The organism is Streptomyces sp. A5-4 (assembly GCF_051131715.1).
Taxonomy (GTDB): Bacteria; Actinomycetota; Actinomycetes; order Streptomycetales; family Streptomycetaceae; genus Streptomyces.
In genome coordinates this window covers 7,934,247-7,950,229 of record NZ_CP178591.1, presented here as the reverse complement: position 1 = coordinate 7,950,229, position 15,983 = coordinate 7,934,247, and the positions used below count along the sequence as shown (strand labels likewise).

The following is a 15,983-nucleotide window of genomic DNA, read 5'->3' as shown; positions in this document are numbered from 1 at the left end:
CCGGATCTGTGCGGTCTACGCGGTCTTCAGATAGTGGTCAAGTACCCGTACCCCGAAGTGCAGTGCCTCCACCGGTACCCGCTCGTCGACCCCGTGGAAGAGCGCCTGGTAGTCGAAGTCGACCGGCAGCTTCAGCGGGGAGAAGCCGTAGCCGGTGATCCCGAGCCGGGAGAACTGCTTGGCGTCCGTGCCGCCCGACATGCAGTACGGCACGACATGTCCCTCGGGGGCGAACCGCTCCACGGCCGCACGCAGCTTCGCGTACGTCGGCGAATCGGTCGGCGCCTCCAGCGCCACCTCGCGGTGGTGGAACTCCCAGTCCACGTGCGGCCCGGTGAGCGCGTCCATGGTCTCGCGGAACTCCTCCTCGCCGCCGGGCAGGAATCGCCCGTCGACATGGGCGGTCGCCCGCCCGGGAATGACGTTGATCTTGTACCCGGCGTTGAACATCGTCGGGTTCGCGCTGCCCCGCACCGTCGCCTCGACCAGAGCGGCGGCCGGACCCAGCTTGTTGAGCAGGGCGTCCACATCGAAGTCGGGTGCGTCGAGGTCCGGTACGTCGAGGTCGTGCAGGGCGGCCAGCTCCATGATGCTGGCGCGGACGGTGGGGGTGAGCCGCACCGGCCATTCGTGCTCGCCGATCCGGGCGACGGCGGCGGCCAGCCTGCTCACCGCGTTGTCGCGGTTGACCTTCGACCCGTGCCCGGCGGTGCCGAGCCCGGTGAGCCGAAGCCAGCCGGTGCCGCGCTCGCCCGCGGCGATGGGATAGATCTCCATGCCGGGGCGGGTGTGGAAGGTGTAGGCACCGGACTCGCTGATGCCCTCCGTGCACCCCTCGAAGAGGTGCGGGTGGTCGGCGGTGAGGAATCCCGAGCCGTCGACGGCGCTGGCCTCCTCGTCGGCGGTGAAGGCGATGACGATGTCGCGCCGGGGTCTGACCCCGGCGCGCGCCCAGGCCCGTACGACCGCGAGGACCATCGCGTCCATGTTCTTCATGTCGATCGCGCCGCGGCCCCAGACCACCCCGTCGCGCACCTCCCCGGAGAAGGGGTGCACGCTCCAGTCGGCGGGCTCGGCGGGTACGACGTCGAGGTGACCGTGGACGAGCAGCGCGTCGGCGCCGGGGTCCGTGCCCTCGATCCTGGCCACCACGTTCGTGCGGCCCGCGGTGCGCTCCAGCAGCACCGGCTGGAGGCCGGCCTCGGCCAGCCGCTGGGCGACGTACTCGGCGGCCGGGCGCTCATGGCAGTCGCCGCTGCCGCGGTTGGTGGTGTCGATGCGGATCAGCTCGGAGGTGAAGGTCACCACCTCGTCGAGCGCGAGCGCGTCGATCGACCCGTTGGTGCCGGTCGTGGCGTCGGCGGTCGTACCGTCGTCGCTCGGCTGCATGTCAGCCATACTGCTCCTCCACTGCGGCCGAGACGATCGTGGTGACCGCCTTGAAGGTACGAATGCCCTCATACATCGTCGCGCTGGTGTAGGCGACACGCCGTTCACCTGTCGGCTCCACCCCTGGTACCACGGTCGCGACCGCCGAGAGGTGTTCCGCGTCGAACTCCAGCTCCACCGTGAACGCGACGCCGTGCACCGGGTCGTGCCGCACGGCGAGGGCCGCCGCCTCCTTGGCCGCCGCCCTGATGTCCCTGGCGGTACGGGCCGGGGTGCGGCACACCGCGGCGTACCGCGAGACGTGGTCCTTCACCGCCACCATGCGCGCCGCTGGAGCGTACCCCTTGGCGTCCACGCAGGTCAGATCGTCGCCGGTGACGAGCACCACAGGGACGCCGTACTCAGCGACGACATGCGAGTTGAGCAGGCCCTCGCTCGCCCGCGCGCCGTTCACCCACACGCCCGTGATGGAGTTCGCGAGATAGGTGTGCGCGAGCACACCCTCGGTCCCGGCGCCGGTGTGATAGCCGACGAAGGCGATGCCGTCCACGTCCCCGTGCTGGACGCCCTCGACCATGCTCAGGGACTTGTGGCGGCCGGTCAGCATCTCGGCCCGGTCGTCCAGCCGCTCCAGGAGCAGGTTGCGCATGGTCCAGTGTGCTTCGTTGATGAGCACCTCGTCGGCGCCCCCGTCGAAGAACCCGAGAACGGCCGCGTTCACGTCCGAGGTGAACAGGGAACGGCAGCGCTCCCACTGCGGGGTGCCCGGCAGCACGTCGGCCGGCCAGGTGACACCGGTGGCGCCCTCCATGTCGGCGCTGATGAGGATCTTCATGCGGCATCACGTTACGCGTCGGCGGGCACCCGGGCCAGGTCTGTCAGGACCGCCTCAGGTGTGGACCACTGGCGTCGTCCCCCGGAATCAGGCCTGGTCGTCGGGCGGCCGGACGATCCGGTCCGGGTGAATCTCCCCTTCGGGGTGGCGCACGTCGCGCGCGGCGGGCCTCGACAACTTCACCAAGGTCTTCACCGACGGCCCGCTCTCCTGGGAGCCGCGGCGCGGTGGTGACGGTGGTGGCTTGGCCACAGCCACGGCTTGGGCCGTGACTCTTCTCCGTTCTCAGGGACGGCCGACCAGCGCGCAAAGCACTTGCCGGACATCGTGCGAGATTTCGATCAAGAAGTGTGCGGGTGGTACGACGCGGATGCTCAGCCCGCGTACGGGTCGGGGGCGGAGCCCTGTACGGCGAGGAACGCGAAGTCGCAGCCGGTGGCGGCCTGCGTGATCTGCTCGGGCCCGCGCCCCGCAGCACCAGGACATGGTCGGCGGTGATACCGAGCTGCGGATCGTCGATGGTCCGCCGCATCGTGCGGTAGGTCACCGAAGACGACGGCGGGCCCGGGTGTGCTTGAGCAGGTGCGGCTCGGCGGCGATGTGCTTGATGACCGCGCCGTCCGGACACAGGTTGCCGCGCAGCACGGCCACCCCGCCCTCGGGTGCGAGGGGGTTCTCGCGGGGGCGGATGACGTCAGCGTTGTGGACGCGGGCGCCGTCGAGCTGCTCGCGCAGCGTGGCGTGCCACTCGGTCGGCCGATCCAGGTGCAGCACGTCCGTCAACTGGGCCAAAAACGCCGGGAGTCCGCCCGCGAAGTGGAAGTCCTCCATCAGATAGTCGCCGCCCCCGACTACGACCTCACACCGAACGGCCCACGACCAGCCACCTCGACGGCAGCTCGATGCGCGTCCCGTCCGGTGCGAACTCCGTTGTACTCAGCGGCTGTTCTCCGCCCGCGAGCACCGTCAGGCCGGCCGCGGAGAACAGGCCGGGCATTTCCGCGTCCGGCATCTCGCCCGGCGTGATGCCGTGCGCGAAGATCGGGGCGAGCTTGGCCGGGGGCCCCGCGGCCCCCTGCGCCAGGCCCATCAGCACCGTCCGCGCCGCCTCCGCGGGCTCCACCACGAACGCCCTGCCCCGCTCCCCCACCAGCACCGCGATGGCGTCGGCCACCGGCTGCCGCTCGGCGGGCTCGCACTGGTGCAGGACCCCACGCATGTAGACCTGCGCGTCGCCGAGTTCGGCGTGGAGCGCGCGCACCGCCTCCTTGTCCGAGGCGTCGAGCTGCTGGAACCTGATCCGGCCGAGCGGATCGAGGTGCTGGGCCTGCGCGATGGCGGCGGCGGACAGGTCGACGCCGGCCACCCGGGGGTACCGGTCGGCCAGGAAGAACGTCTGGGTTCCGTTGCCGCAGCCGAGGTCGAGCATGGCCAGGCCGGGCTCCGGCATGTGCGGCTCGAAGAGGGCGAGATGCAGGCCCACGGTGAGGGCCGGTTCCGCGTCCCAGAAAACCGATCCCGGCTCGCTGGGAGCCTCCCGCCAGAAACCTTCCCAGGCGTCCATGTACCGACTTGTCACGCTCATGCCCAGCTCCCCAGGGTGTCATCACCGCTCTGACATCACGTCAAGATCGGTCTACCGCTTCTGGGTTACGCCGACAAGCTCTCGGCGCGTACTTTCACTCGGCGTTCGATCCGGCGCGCTTCACGCACGCCCCGGCGCACGACTCGTACGCCGCATCCCCCCACCCCGCCCCTGGTACGGCAGCGGCACCTCGAACCACACCGTCTTGCCGTCGCCGGTACGGCTGGTGCCCCACTCTCGCGCCAGCGCGCTCACCACCGCGAGCCCGCGCCCCGTCTCGTCGCCGGGCCCCGCGCTCATCAGCGCCGGCAGGGTGTGGCAGTCGTCCTCGACCTCGCAGAGCAGTACGTCGGTGCGTACCAGGCGCAGCTCGACCGGACGGCGCCGGGCGTGCCGGATCGCGTTGGTGACGACCTCGCCGACCAGCAACTCCACCTGGTCCGTCACCTCTTCGGCGCCCCAGACGGCCAGTTGTCCCCGCACCAGCCGTCGGGCCCGGCCCGCCTCCCGCGGGTCGCACGCCAGCTGCCACGCCGCCACGTCCTGCTCTGGGATGCCATTGAGCCTGGCCATCAGCAGCGCCACGTCGTCCTTGCGTCCGCCCTGCCCCTCTTTCCAGGACGATGCGGCCAGGGCACGGATGATGGTGTCGCAGGCGTCGTCCATCGACGCCGCCGGGTGCGCCGCAGACTCGCACAGCGTCGCCAGCCCCACCGCTATGTCCTCGCCCCGCACCTCGACCAGGCCGTCCGTGCACATGATGAGGCGGTCGCCGGGCTCGACGGGAATCCGTACGGACTCGAAGGGGACCCCGCCGACGCCGATCGGCGCGCCCGTCGGCAGGTCGAGGAGGTCGCTCCGGCCGTCGGCCGCCCGCACGACCACGGGCGGGATGTGTCCCGCGTTCGCCATCAGCAGTTCGCTGCGGATCGGATCGTAGACGGCGTACAGGCACGTCGCCAGGTAGTGCTCGCCGAGGCGCTGGGCCAGGTCGTCCAAGTTGCGCAGGAGCTGCTCGGGCGGCAGGTCGAGGGCCGCCATGGTCTGCACGGCCGTCCGCAACTGCCCCATCATGGCAGCCGAGTTGAGCCCGTGCCCCATGACGTCACCGACCACCAGCGCGGTCCGCGACCCGGGCAGCTTGATGGAGTCGAACCAGTCACCGCCGACGCGCCCCAGGAGAGTGCCGGGGAGGTAACGCGTCGCCGTGTCGCAGCCCGCCATCCGGGGCGCGATCTTCGGCAGCATGCTGTCCTGGAGGGTCTCGGCGACGTTCTCCTGGTGCGTGTACATGCGGGCGTTGTCGAGGACGAGCCCAGCACGAGCGGCCAGTTCGGCGCCGGTGACCCGGTCCATGTCGTTGAACAGGTCACGCCCGGGATGACGCAGCAGGATCATGAATCCCAGCACCACATTGCGGGCCTTGAGCGGCACCACCAGCATGGAGCGACCGCTGATCAGGGGCCGGATGTCGCGCTTCTCGAACTGGGAGGCGATGGCGGTGCCCATCTCCTCGCTGATGCGCGGCACCAGCACCGGATCGCCCGTCGTCATGCACTGGAAGAAGGGCGTCTGCACCGGGAAGGGCATCGACTCGCCGACCGGTACCACGTCGTCCCAGCGCCCCGGCGCGTCGACGTGCTCCATGGCGACGCGGTACCACATGGTCGTCGCGTCCGGCGGCCCGTCGGGAAAGCCCTCGCCCGCGATGACCTGCTCGCGCAGATAGGTGCCCGCGACATCGGTGAAGCGTGGCACCACGGCCGCGCTGACCTCCAGGATGGTGCGGGAGAGATCTAGCGAGGAACCGATGCGTCCGCTCACCTCGTTGAGGAATTCGAGCCGCTCGCGGACCGCCGCGTATTCGAGGTCGACGTTCTCCTCGGACCGTGCGCCGACGGGCTGCTTCCCGGTGGCCGCGGCAGCCTGCGCCGCCCGCCGCCGTGCCCTGCGCTCCGCCCGTTGCGGCACACCCCAGTCGGGTGTGACGGGCACCCGGTCGTGCCGACTGAACTCCAGCACCGGGTAGCCCAGTTCGAGCACCTGGGCGACGATCCGGCCCGATTCGCCCACGCTCATGCTCGGCAGGATCTCGGGCAACCGCCCGGCCAGCTCCTCGGCGCCGCTGAACTCGGTGTGCAGGGCGAAGCCGGGCGCTATCCGCCCCGTACCGTCGTCCTCCTCGCCATCCTCCGCGTGCTCCCTCTGCAACTGGGCGGCGTCCGCGGCGAGTACGAGAAGGCGCTCGGATCCCGGCCCGACCAGCGGGTAGGCCCACCACAGCACATCGAGCTGCGCGCGCCCCGGCTCGGAGAGCCTGGCCCGGCCCGCGGCAGGGTAGGCGGTGAGCCCGTTCAGCGAGTCGTCGAGCCCCGGGTCGAGGCCCTCGTAGGACTCGTACGCCGTGTAGGCGGCGTCGTCGGCGAGCGCACCGGAGACCGGCATCAGGTCGGTCGCGGGACGACCCACCGCTTCTTCCCGGGCAGGCCCGAACAGCCGCCGCGCACCGGTGGACCAGTGCGACACGAGTCCGGCGCCGTCCACGACGACCACGGCGAGCGGAATCCGGCCGGTGACAGCCGGCTGCGGAGTACGACGGTCCATGTCCATTGGGGGATGCAAGCTCCCTTCCCGCCGCAAGGATCTGCGGTCCTCACCACCGTACGACCATCGGCCCTCCGGGCGGGGGCCAACGACCGAAAAGGTCGTGCGCCCGCGCGCACGGCCTTTTCCCCTGCTCCGGCAGCCGACGCGGAAGTCAGTCCTCGTGGCCCAGTTGGAGATCGCGTTCGGTGCGTCCGCCACCCGCGACCTGAAGCACGGTGGCCACCGGCGGATACCCGGCGGCGATCACGGTGTACTCGCCGGACGAGAGGTCGACGAAGCGGAAAGTCCCGTCGGGGCCGGTGGTCAGGGTGTCCACGACGTTGCCGGCCGCGTCCAGGAGCGTCACGCGCGCGTCCTCGACCGGCCGGCCCGCACTGGCCCGTACGGTGCCGCGCAGCACCGCGCCGCCCGCCAGCTCGATGTCCTGCCGGGTCTCGCGCGCGGCCTGCAGGCTCACCGGGAGCGCGGCGGGTCGGAACGCGGGGGCGCTCGCGGCCAGCGTGTACTCCCCCGCCACCAGCTCGGTGATCAGGTAGCCGCCCTCGCGCCCGGTGCGCGTGGAGGCGACGACGTCGCCGCGCACATCGGTGAGGGTCACCGCGGCGTCCCGCACCGGACTGCCGTCCGCCGTGCGGACGACCCCGGAGAGCCGGCCCGCGCCGCCGAGCACCACATCGAGGTCCACGGTCCGTTCGCCGACGGTGACGGTGACCGCCTGCGGTTGGTGTCCGCCGGCCGCCGCGATCAGGACGTACGCCCCGGCTCCCGGCACGCTCATCGCGTACCGGCCGTCGTCGCCGCTCGCGCCACGGCCGACCTGCCGTCCCGTCACGTCGATGAGCGTGAGGGCGGCGCGCGGGACGGTACTGCCGTCGTGGTGCTGGACCGTGCCGCAGACCGGGACGCCCGACAGGAAGGGCGCGGTGATGCGGGCCGCGGGGACGGCCGCGGGCTCGGCGGTGGGGGCGTTGTGGGACACCAGCGGTTTCTCCTTGAGGAAGCAGGCGATGAGCAGGCCGAGCACGAGCACCGGCACGAGGTAGAGGAAGATCCGCGGCATGGCCTCGGCGTACGCCTCGATGTAGGCGTCGCGCACGGCGGGCGGCATGGCGTGCACCAGTTGCGGGGTGATGCCCGAGGGGTCGGGCAGACCCGCGCCCGCGGGCAGCCTGTCGGCGAGGGCGTCGGTGAGGCGTCCGGCGAAGAGCGTGCCGAACACGGCCGCTCCGACGCTGCCGCCGATCTGCCGGAAGTAGTTGTTGGCGCTGGTGGCGGTGCCGAGGTCGGAGGGGTGCACGGAGTTCTGCACGGCGAGGACCAGCACCGGCAGGACCAGACCGATGCCGATGCCGAGGACGGCCATCCAGATGCTGTACTGCAGCCGCGAGGTGTCGACTTCGAGGCGGGACAGCAGCCACATGCCGAGCGCGGAGCAGGCTCCGCCGATGACGGGGTAGATCCGGTAGTGGCCGGTGCGGCTGATGAGTTGCCCGGAGACGATGGAGGCGATGACGACGCCACCCATCATCGGGAGCATCAGCAGCCCGGACTCGGTGGCGCTCGCGCCGTCCACCATCTGCAGGAAGGTCGGCAGATAGCTGGCCGCGCCGAAGAGCGCGATGCCGACGACGGCGCCGACCAGACCGGTGATGTTGAAGATCGAGTCGCGGAACAGCCGCAGCGGGATGATCGGTTCGGGTGCGTGGTGCTCGACGACGATGAACAGCAGTGTCGATCCGGCGGCGCCCGCGGCGAGGCCCAGGATGACGCGCGAGTCCCAGTCGTACTCCGTACCGCCCCAACTGGTCAGCAGGACCAGGCAGGTGGAGGCGGCGGCGAGCAGGATCGCGCCGAGCACATCGAGCCGCGGTCGCACGGTGGGCTTGGGGAGCTTGAGCACCACGGCGATGACGGCCATGGTGACCAGGCCGAAGGGCACGTTGATGTAGAAGCACCAGCGCCACGAGGCGTGGTCGGTGAAGAAGCCGCCGAGCAGTGGCCCCGCGACGGACGCGAGGCCGAACGCGGCACCGATGAGGCCCATGAAACGGCCGCGGTCCCTGGGCGGCACGATGTCCGCGATGATCGCCTGGACGCCGATCATGAGGCCGCCCGCGCCGATGCCCTGGATGGCGCGGAATGCGATGAGCTGGTCCATGGTGCGCGACCAGCCGGCCAGCGCCGAGCCCACGATGAACACGACGATCGCGAACTGGAAGATGCCCTTGCGGCCGAAGAGGTCGCCCAGCTTTCCGTAGATCGGCAGGCCGATCGTGGAGGTCAGCAGATAGGCGGTGATCGCCCAGGACATCCGGTCCAGGCCCTGGAGTTCACCGACGATCTTCGGCAGGGCGGTCGCGACGATCATCTGTTCGAGCGCCGCGAGCAGCAGGGCCAGCATCAGCCCGCAGAAGACCAGCCGGATACGGCGCGGACTGAGCGCCTCGGCCCGGACCGGTGCTGTCACGATGACCCCGGGTGGCGGGGGCGCCGCCCCCAGGGCCGGTTCGGGGGCGGGTCGCCGCGCGGCCTGCCCGTCCTTCGTCAGAGTGGTCCCGCCCACGTACTGCTCCCCTCGTCACACGCGCGCCGTCACACCTGCGCCGCCCATGTTTCGCATTACGCGACAACTGGGAGCAAGTCAGACGATTGACGTGGGAGGCGTACGCGGGCGGTTCCGCCGCCGGTGGGAGCACCTTCGGCGCACAACCGTCCGGTACGGAAAACCACTCGTTCCGGTGAGAGCGCGTCAGCCCCGGAAGGATGACGGCGGGGACCCGCGGACGGCGGCGGAGGCTACTTCTTCTCCACCTCGGCGGCGAGGTTGACGAGGAGGGCGTCGTAGATCCGGCCGAGACCCTTGGGCGCGAAGGTGCGCTCGAAGAACCCGCCGATGCCGCCGGCGCCGTCCCACACGGAGGTGACGACGACCTTGGACTTCCCCTCACCGGCCGGGGTGACGGTCCAGGTGGTGACCATGGAGGAGTTGCGGTCCTTCTCGACGAGCTGACCGTCCGTCGGCTCGGTCACATCGAGCAGGCAGTCGCGGATGCGCTTGCTGGTGGCCTGGAGCTTCCAGTGGACGAGGGTGCCCTCGCCGTCGCCGCCCTCGCGCACCTCGTACTCGCTGAAGTGCTCGGGCAGGACCTTCGCGCGCGCGCCGCGGTAGTCGGCCAGCGCGTCGAACACCGCTTCCGCGTCCGCCGCGATGATTCGCTCCGTCGTGGCCTCTACCTGCGCCATGCCTGTTCCTCCAGCACTCGATTTTCGGGGGGTGCGGCTACCCAACCACCTCCGGCACGACCTCCCATAATCGGGGTTGCGAGGAATAAGGGAACATGTGTTCTATTCTAAGGTCAGTGCTACCGAGGAGGCGCACATGCGCTGGAACAATCTGGCCGAAACCCCCGCCCCAACCGGGGACACCGCGCTCTTCGGGACGGATGCGGTCACGACCCGCACCTTCGACACCCCCGAATTCCGCGGGATCACCTTCCACGAGGTACGCGCCCGCTCGATCGTGAACCGGGTGCCGGGCGCGTCCCGCATGCCGTTCGAATGGACGGTCAACCCCTACCGGGGCTGCACGCACGCGTGCGTCTACTGCTTCGCCCGCAAGACCCACAGCTATCTGGACCTGGACACCGGCCTGGACTTCGACTCCCAGATCGTCGTCAAGATCAACGCGCCCGAGCTGCTGCGCCGGCATCTCGCCTCCGGCAGCTGGCAGGGCGCGCACATCGCCATGGGCACGAACGTCGACTGCTACCAGCGGGCGGAGGGCCGCTACGCGCTGATGCCGGGCATCATCGCCGCCCTGCGGGATCGCGCGAACCCCTTCTCGATCCTCACCAAGGGCACCCTGATCCTGCGCGACCTCGATCTGCTGGTGCAGGCCGCCGAGGTGACCGACGTCGGCATCTCGGTCTCCGTGGGCTTCGTCGACCGCGAGCTGTGGCGCACGGTCGAGCCGGGCACACCCTCCCCCGAGCGGCGGCTCGACGTCGTACGCGCCCTCAGGGAACGCGGCATCGGTGCGGGCGTCCTGATGGCCCCCGTCATCCCCTTCCTCGGCGACTCCCCCGATCAGCTGCGCGCCACCGTCGGGGCCATCGCCGCCTCGGGGGCGACCTCGGTCACCCCGCTCGTCCTGCATCTGCGGTCGGGTGCGCGCGAGTGGTTCATGGCGTGGCTCGCCGAGCACCACCCCCACCTGGTGCGGCGGTACGAGCGGCTGTACGCCGAGGGGGCATACGCGCCGAAGTGGTACCAGCGCCGGATCACCCGCCAAGTGCACGAGCTGGCAACGGAGTTCGGCATAGGCCCAGCGGGTCCTGGCACACCGCGGCGCGTTCCCGGGGCCGAGCGGCCTGAGCCACCCGGCCCCACACAGCTCACTCTGCTCTGACGCCATCCGTCACAAAACGGCTGGAACGGCTCCTTACAGGCGCTTTTTCGGGCACGATGCGGCCGGGGCTGCGTCGCTCGCAGCTGCCATCTCTGCACACCGGGAGGCCCAGTGAAAAAACGCGCAGGAATTCTGTTCGCCGTGTCCGCGACGGTGGCCACGATGATTACGGCCGTGCCGTCCGCGGGCGCCACCGGCCAGGCGGGCTCCCCCGCACCGCGCGCCGCACTGAAGTGGACCGGCTGCGCCACGACCAAGTATCCGAAGCTGGAGTGCTCCTCGGTCGAGGTGCCCCTGGACCACACGGACCCGGGCGGCAGAAAGATCACCCTGGCCGTGTCCCGCGTCAAGCACACGGCGAAGACCTTCCAGGGCCCGCTCCTGGTGAACCCGGGCGGCCCCGGCGGCAGCGGCCTGTCGATGGCCGGGTTCGTGTCGTCCACGCTGCCCAAGAAGCTCGCCGCGCAGTACGACGTCGTCGGCTTCGACCCGCGCGGTGTCGGGAAGAGCAAGCCCGCCCTGAACTGCCGCCCCGGCCACTTCTCCCCGGTGCGCCCGGACTCGGTGCCCAGCACCGAGAAGGACGAGCGGGCCAATCTGGCCAGGGCCAAGGCCTTCGCGGACGCCTGCGGCAAGAAGTACGGGGACCTCCTCCCGCACATCGACACGGTCAGCGCCGCCCAGGACCTGGACGTCGTCCGCCGGGCGCTCGGCGCGAAGCAGATCAACTACTTCGGCTACTCCTACGGCACCTACCTCGGCGCCGTGTACGCGAAGCTCTTCCCGGAGCGAGTACGGCGTCTCGCGCTCGACAGCATCGTCGACCCGACGGGCGTCTGGTACGACGCCAACCTCGCGCAGGACTACGCGTTCGACACCCGGCACAAGGCGTTCGCCGCCTGGGTCGCCAAGCACCACACGAGGTACCGGCTCGGCAGTGACCCGGCGAAGGTCGAGGCCAAGTGGTACGCGATGCGGGCGGCGGTCAAGAAGAGCCCGGCGGGCAAGAAGGTCGGTCCGGCCGAGCTGGAGGACACCTTCCTGCCCGGCGGTTACTTCAACGGCTACTGGCCGTACCTCGCCGAGGCGTTCGCGTCGTACGTGAACGACAAGGACTCCGGGCCGCTGGTCAAGGCGTTCGAGAACTTCGCGGCCGTCGACGCCGGCGCGGGCAACGGGTACTCGGTCTACACCGCGGTGGAGTGCCGGGACGCACCGTGGCCGCGCGACTGGCACACCTGGCGCCAGGACAACTGGAAGGTGCACGCCAAGGCACCCTTCTCCACCTGGAACAACGCCTGGTACAACGCGCCGTGCGCCTTCTGGCCCACGGACTCGTCGGAGGCACCGAGCGTCCGCAACCGCGAGCTGCCGCCGACGCTGCTCCTGCAGGCGACCGACGACGCGGCCACGCCGTACGAGGGCGGAGTCACCGTCCACCGCGAGTTGCGCGGCTCAAGCCTCGTCGTCGAGCAGGGCGGCGCCAACCACGGCATCGCGCTGAGCGGAAACGCCTGTCTCGACCGGTATCTGACGGACTATCTCGCCACCGGCAAGGTCCCGCGGGCGAGCGGTGGCGGTGAGGTGGACGCGGTCTGCAAGGCGCTGCCCGACCCCAAGCCGCTGCCTGCCGACGCGAAGGCACGCGCAGCGAAGCAGGACACCTCGAAGGGCAGCACGCTGCACGGCCTGATCGGCTTCCGCGGCTGACGGCCGGACCCGTCGCGCGTGTGCGGGGAGGCATCCGCCGCTCCCCGCACACGCGGGAGCCGCCGCGCGAAAAATCCGCGTGCCCGGCCGTACCCGGGCTGGCTAGGGTGCGGCGCATGAGCGACGGCGTACATCTGCGCGACATGACCATCGACGACTGCGAGGCCGTCGCCGCCGTGCGGGTGCGCGGCTGGCAGAGCTCGTACGTCGGGATGGTCCCCCAGCGGTATCTCGACGCGATGAGCGTCGAGGCGGACGCCGCCCGGCGCCGCGCGCACCTCACCGGGGACGGCAGCGCGGTCGGCAACATCGTGGCCGAGCGCGACGGCCGGGTCGTCGGCTGGGCCTGCTACGGGCCGTACCGCGAGGAAGCGGACGCGCCCCCGCCCCGGGGAGAGCCCGCCGCGGACGCCGAGTTGTACGCCGCCTACGTCCTGCCCGAGCAGCACTCGACCGGCGCCGGCCGGGCCCTGCTGACGGAGTCGCTCTCCCGCGCCGCCCACGACGGCTTCCCGCGCATGTTCCTGTGGGTCCTCGCGGAGAACGCCCGCGCCCGCCGCTTCTACGAGAAGGCGGGCTTCGCGTTCGACGGGACCGCTGAGCCCTTCGAGCTGGACGGTGTCCTGGTGCCGGAGGTGCGCTACGTGAGGCGGCTGAGCGCGGCGGACGCCGCCGCCGTCAGCCTCGGGTGATCCAGGGCCGCTTCGAGCACCGGGCGCGCCCGTTTGTCGCGCAACTGCCCCAGCCCCTCGACGCACGCCAGCGCGACCCGCCAGTTCGGATCGTGCGGCTTGAGCAGCCCGCGGAGGGTCGCCATCAGCGCCGGTACGGTCTCGGGCGCCCGCAGCTCGGTCAGCAGCCGCACCGGGTGCAGCGCGTACGCGGTGCGCAGCCCGTTGGTCGCGAGGGCGGCGGCGGCGCGGGCGGTGCGCGGGTCGCCCAGCCGGGCCAGCGCGTACGCCGCGGTCGCGCACCGCTGGGGTTCCCGGTGGTTGAGGAGCAGCACCAGCGTCTCGAACGCCCGCCGGTCGCCCGCGCACCCGAGCCGGAAGGCGGCGACCTCCCGCGCCCACAGGGGCCGCTGGGTCTCGATGAGCACCCCCGCCAGTTCGTCCTGGTCCTCGGTGGCCAGCAGCCGCTCGTACGCGACCTGTTCGGCCGCCGATGCCCCTGCCTCGCCGCGCACCCGGCCCGCGAGCGACCGTAATTCCTCGTCCATGCCCGCCAGCGTATCGGCGCCACACACAGACCGTGTCCGTCTCGTCACGGCGGCCCAGATCACACCCGGCCAGGGCTGGCGCGCTCGTTACTCGCCAGTTACTCTCAATTGAGCGGGCAACCCCCCGCTGCTTGGTAGACCTCATGACGGCCTGGTGACGCAGCCGTCGCGAGTGCTTTGTCGGTTCGGCTTTTCGCTTACGACGCGACCTCGGGACAGAGTCCGTCGGCCCCGCATCACGGCACGCACCTCTCGCCTGCGCCTTTCGCACGCGAACTCCGCACACGACCTCGCCGCGCCCTGCGCCCTTCGGCGTACCGGCACCGGCGTCCCTGTGCTCCCCTCAGTCGTCACTCATGCACTGGAGTCCCGCGATGGACCGTCAGTCCACCCCGCCCAGCCCCGGCCCTCTCCATACCGTCGCCGTGATCGGCCTCGGCACCATGGGCACCGGCATCGCCGAGGTCCTGGCCCGCGCCGGCCGTGAGGTCATCGGCATCGACATCAGCGACACCGCCGCCCAGCAGGCCGTCGCCGCGCTGGACGCCTCGACCGCCCGCGCCGTGCGGCGCGGGCGCATCACCGAGGAGGAGCGGCGCGACGCCCTCGCCCGGTTCCGTACGTTCTCCGACCTCCAGGCGGCGGCGGACGCCGACCTGGTGATCGAGGTCGTGCCCGAGACGTACGAGGCCAAGCACCAGATCTTCCGCGCCCTCGACTCGATCGTGCGCCCCGGCACGATCCTGGCGACCGGCACCAACGCACTGTCCGTGACCCGGCTGGCCGCCGACTCGGCGCACCCCGAGCGCGTCCTGGGCATGCACTTCTTCAACCCGGCGCCCGCGATGAAGCTCGTCGAGGTGGTGTCCTCGGTGCTGACCGCGCCGCAGGCGATCGACGCGGTCACGGCCCTCGCCCGTGAGCTGGGCAAGGATCCGGTCGCGGTCGGCGACCGGCCCGGTTTCATCGCCGACGGCCTGCTCTTCGGCTATCTCAACCAGGCCGCCGCGATGTACGAGGCCAAGTACGCCTCCCGCGAGGACATCGACGCCGCGATGAAGCTGGGCTGCGGCCTGCCGATGGGCCCCCTGGCGCTGCTCGACCTGATCGGCATCGACACGGCGCGTACCGTGCTCGACGCCATGTACGCGGAGTCCCACGACCGGCTGCACGCGCCCGCCCCCGTCCTCAAGCAGCTCAGCGAGGCCGGGCTGAGCGGCCGCAAGTCTGGGCGCGGTTTCTACACGTACGAGACACCGGGCAGCGCGGACGTGGTGCGGGACCCCCTCACCCCGCGCGAGGACGCCGGGGCGACGCCGGGCCGCGAGGTGCGCTCGGTGGGCGTCGCCGGGTCTGGGACCATGGCGTCGGGCATCGCGGAGGTCTTCGCGAAGGCCGGCTACGACGTGGTGCTCGCGGCGCGCGGCCTGGAGAAGGCGGAGAAGGCCAAGGCCCGTATCGCCAAGTCTCTTTCCCGCTCCGTCGACAAGGGCAGGATGACGGCGGAGGCACGCGACGAAGCACTGGCCCGGGTCGCCCCGGCCGGGTCGCTCGACGCCTTCGCCGACGTCGACCTGGCACTTGAGGCGGTCGCCGAGGACCTGGAGATCAAGCAGCAGCTCTTCGCGACGCTCGACAAGATCTGCAAGCCGGGGGCGGTGCTCGCCACCACGACGTCCTCGCTGCCCGTCGTCGCCTGTGCCCGCGCCACCTCGCGCCCGCAGGACGTCATCGGGATGCACTTCTTCAACCCGGCGCCCGCGATGAAGCTCGTCGAGGTGGTCCGTACCGTCCTCACCTCCGACCCGGTCCACGCGACGGTCCGCGAGGTGTGCGCGAAGATCCGTAAGCACCCGGTGGACTGCGGGGACCGCGCCGGGTTCATCGTGAACGCGCTGCTCTTCCCGTACCTGAACAACGCGATCAAGATGGTCCAGGAGCACTACGCGACCATCGACGACATCGACGCCGCGATGAAGTTGGGCGGCGGCTACCCGATGGGCCCCTTCGAGCTCCTCGACGTCGTCGGTCTCGATGTCTCGCTCGCCATCGAGCAGGTGCTGCACCGAGAGTTCCGTGACCCGGGTCTGGCACCCGCCCCACTGCTGGAGCACCTGGTGGCGGCAGGCTGTCTCGGCCGCAAGACCGGCCGCGGCTTCCGGGAGTATGCCGGACGCTGAGCAGGCGGGCGTGACGGGATGGGGCGGGCTGCTGGACCCCGGGGGCAGCC

The 15,983-nt window shown here is 71.1% G+C and carries 12 protein-coding genes and 1 pseudogene; 4 read left to right on the top strand and 9 right to left on the bottom strand.

The features are described 5' to 3' along the window. Window positions 1-15: 15 nt before the first annotated feature. The 8 genes and pseudogenes from ACLLJJ_RS37175 to ACLLJJ_RS37140 all read right to left on the bottom strand — a co-directional run bounded on the left by ACLLJJ_RS37175 (window position 16) and on the right by ACLLJJ_RS37140 (window position 9,659). The gene (locus ACLLJJ_RS37175) at window positions 16-1,389 is read right to left on the bottom strand and encodes a M20/M25/M40 family metallo-hydrolase (RefSeq protein ID WP_434600628.1); all 1,374 of its coding nucleotides are present in this window, start codon (window positions 1,387-1,389) and stop codon (window positions 16-18) included. A 1-nt stretch (window position 1,390) separates the two neighbouring features. Next, complete coding sequence (locus ACLLJJ_RS37170) at window positions 1,391-2,224, bottom strand: M55 family metallopeptidase (protein ID WP_434599095.1); 834 nt, start codon at window positions 2,222-2,224, stop codon at window positions 1,391-1,393. Between the two features lie 87 nt (window positions 2,225-2,311). Further along, window positions 2,312-2,482: a hypothetical protein gene (locus ACLLJJ_RS37165; RefSeq protein ID WP_434599094.1), complete on the bottom strand. Its 171-nt coding sequence runs from the start codon at window positions 2,480-2,482 to the stop codon at window positions 2,312-2,314. A 199-nt stretch (window positions 2,483-2,681) separates the two neighbouring features. Beyond that, a pseudogene (locus ACLLJJ_RS37160) lies at window positions 2,682-3,070 on the bottom strand (dihydroxy-acid dehydratase); the annotation flags it as partial. Between the two features lie 13 nt (window positions 3,071-3,083). Then, window positions 3,084-3,809, bottom strand: coding sequence for a class I SAM-dependent methyltransferase (locus ACLLJJ_RS37155; protein ID WP_434599093.1), 726 nt, complete (start codon window positions 3,807-3,809; stop codon window positions 3,084-3,086). 120 nt (window positions 3,810-3,929) lie between these two features. Then, window positions 3,930-6,413, bottom strand: coding sequence for a SpoIIE family protein phosphatase (locus ACLLJJ_RS37150; RefSeq protein ID WP_434599091.1), 2,484 nt, complete (start codon window positions 6,411-6,413; stop codon window positions 3,930-3,932). Between the two features lie 154 nt (window positions 6,414-6,567). Beyond that, on the bottom strand, window positions 6,568-8,979 hold the full coding sequence (locus ACLLJJ_RS37145) for an MFS transporter (protein ID WP_434599090.1): 2,412 nt from the start codon (window positions 8,977-8,979) through the stop codon (window positions 6,568-6,570). Window positions 8,980-9,212: 233 nt separating this feature from the next. Further along, the gene (locus tag ACLLJJ_RS37140; protein WP_434599088.1) at window positions 9,213-9,659 is read right to left on the bottom strand and encodes an SRPBCC family protein; all 447 of its coding nucleotides are present in this window, start codon (window positions 9,657-9,659) and stop codon (window positions 9,213-9,215) included. Window positions 9,660-9,795: 136 nt separating this feature from the next. On the opposite strand from ACLLJJ_RS37140, the gene ACLLJJ_RS37135 reads away from it, so the two are divergent. The 3 genes from ACLLJJ_RS37135 (at window position 9,796) to ACLLJJ_RS37125 (ending at window position 13,226) form a co-directional block, all read left to right on the top strand. Further along, window positions 9,796-10,824 (top strand): Rv2578c family radical SAM protein, encoded by a 1,029-nt coding sequence (locus ACLLJJ_RS37135; protein WP_434599086.1) that lies wholly within the window; start codon window positions 9,796-9,798, stop codon window positions 10,822-10,824. A gap of 111 nt (window positions 10,825-10,935) precedes the next feature. Beyond that, complete coding sequence (locus tag ACLLJJ_RS37130) at window positions 10,936-12,534, top strand: alpha/beta hydrolase (protein ID WP_434599085.1); 1,599 nt, start codon at window positions 10,936-10,938, stop codon at window positions 12,532-12,534. A 116-nt stretch (window positions 12,535-12,650) separates the two neighbouring features. Beyond that, window positions 12,651-13,226: a GNAT family N-acetyltransferase gene (locus tag ACLLJJ_RS37125; protein ID WP_434599084.1), complete on the top strand. Its 576-nt coding sequence runs from the start codon at window positions 12,651-12,653 to the stop codon at window positions 13,224-13,226. Here the strand turns inward: ACLLJJ_RS37125 and ACLLJJ_RS37120 are convergent. Continuing rightward, a complete protein-coding gene (locus ACLLJJ_RS37120) occupies window positions 13,175-13,753 on the bottom strand; it encodes an adenylosuccinate lyase (RefSeq protein ID WP_434599083.1) in 579 nt (192 codons plus the stop codon). The genes ACLLJJ_RS37125 and ACLLJJ_RS37120 overlap by 52 nt on opposite strands. A 374-nt stretch (window positions 13,754-14,127) precedes the next feature. Here ACLLJJ_RS37120 and ACLLJJ_RS37115 point away from each other — a divergent pair, with 374 nt between their 5' ends. Continuing rightward, on the top strand, window positions 14,128-15,933 hold the full coding sequence (locus ACLLJJ_RS37115) for a 3-hydroxyacyl-CoA dehydrogenase family protein (RefSeq protein ID WP_434599082.1): 1,806 nt from the start codon (window positions 14,128-14,130) through the stop codon (window positions 15,931-15,933). Window positions 15,934-15,983: the final 50 nt, after the last annotated feature.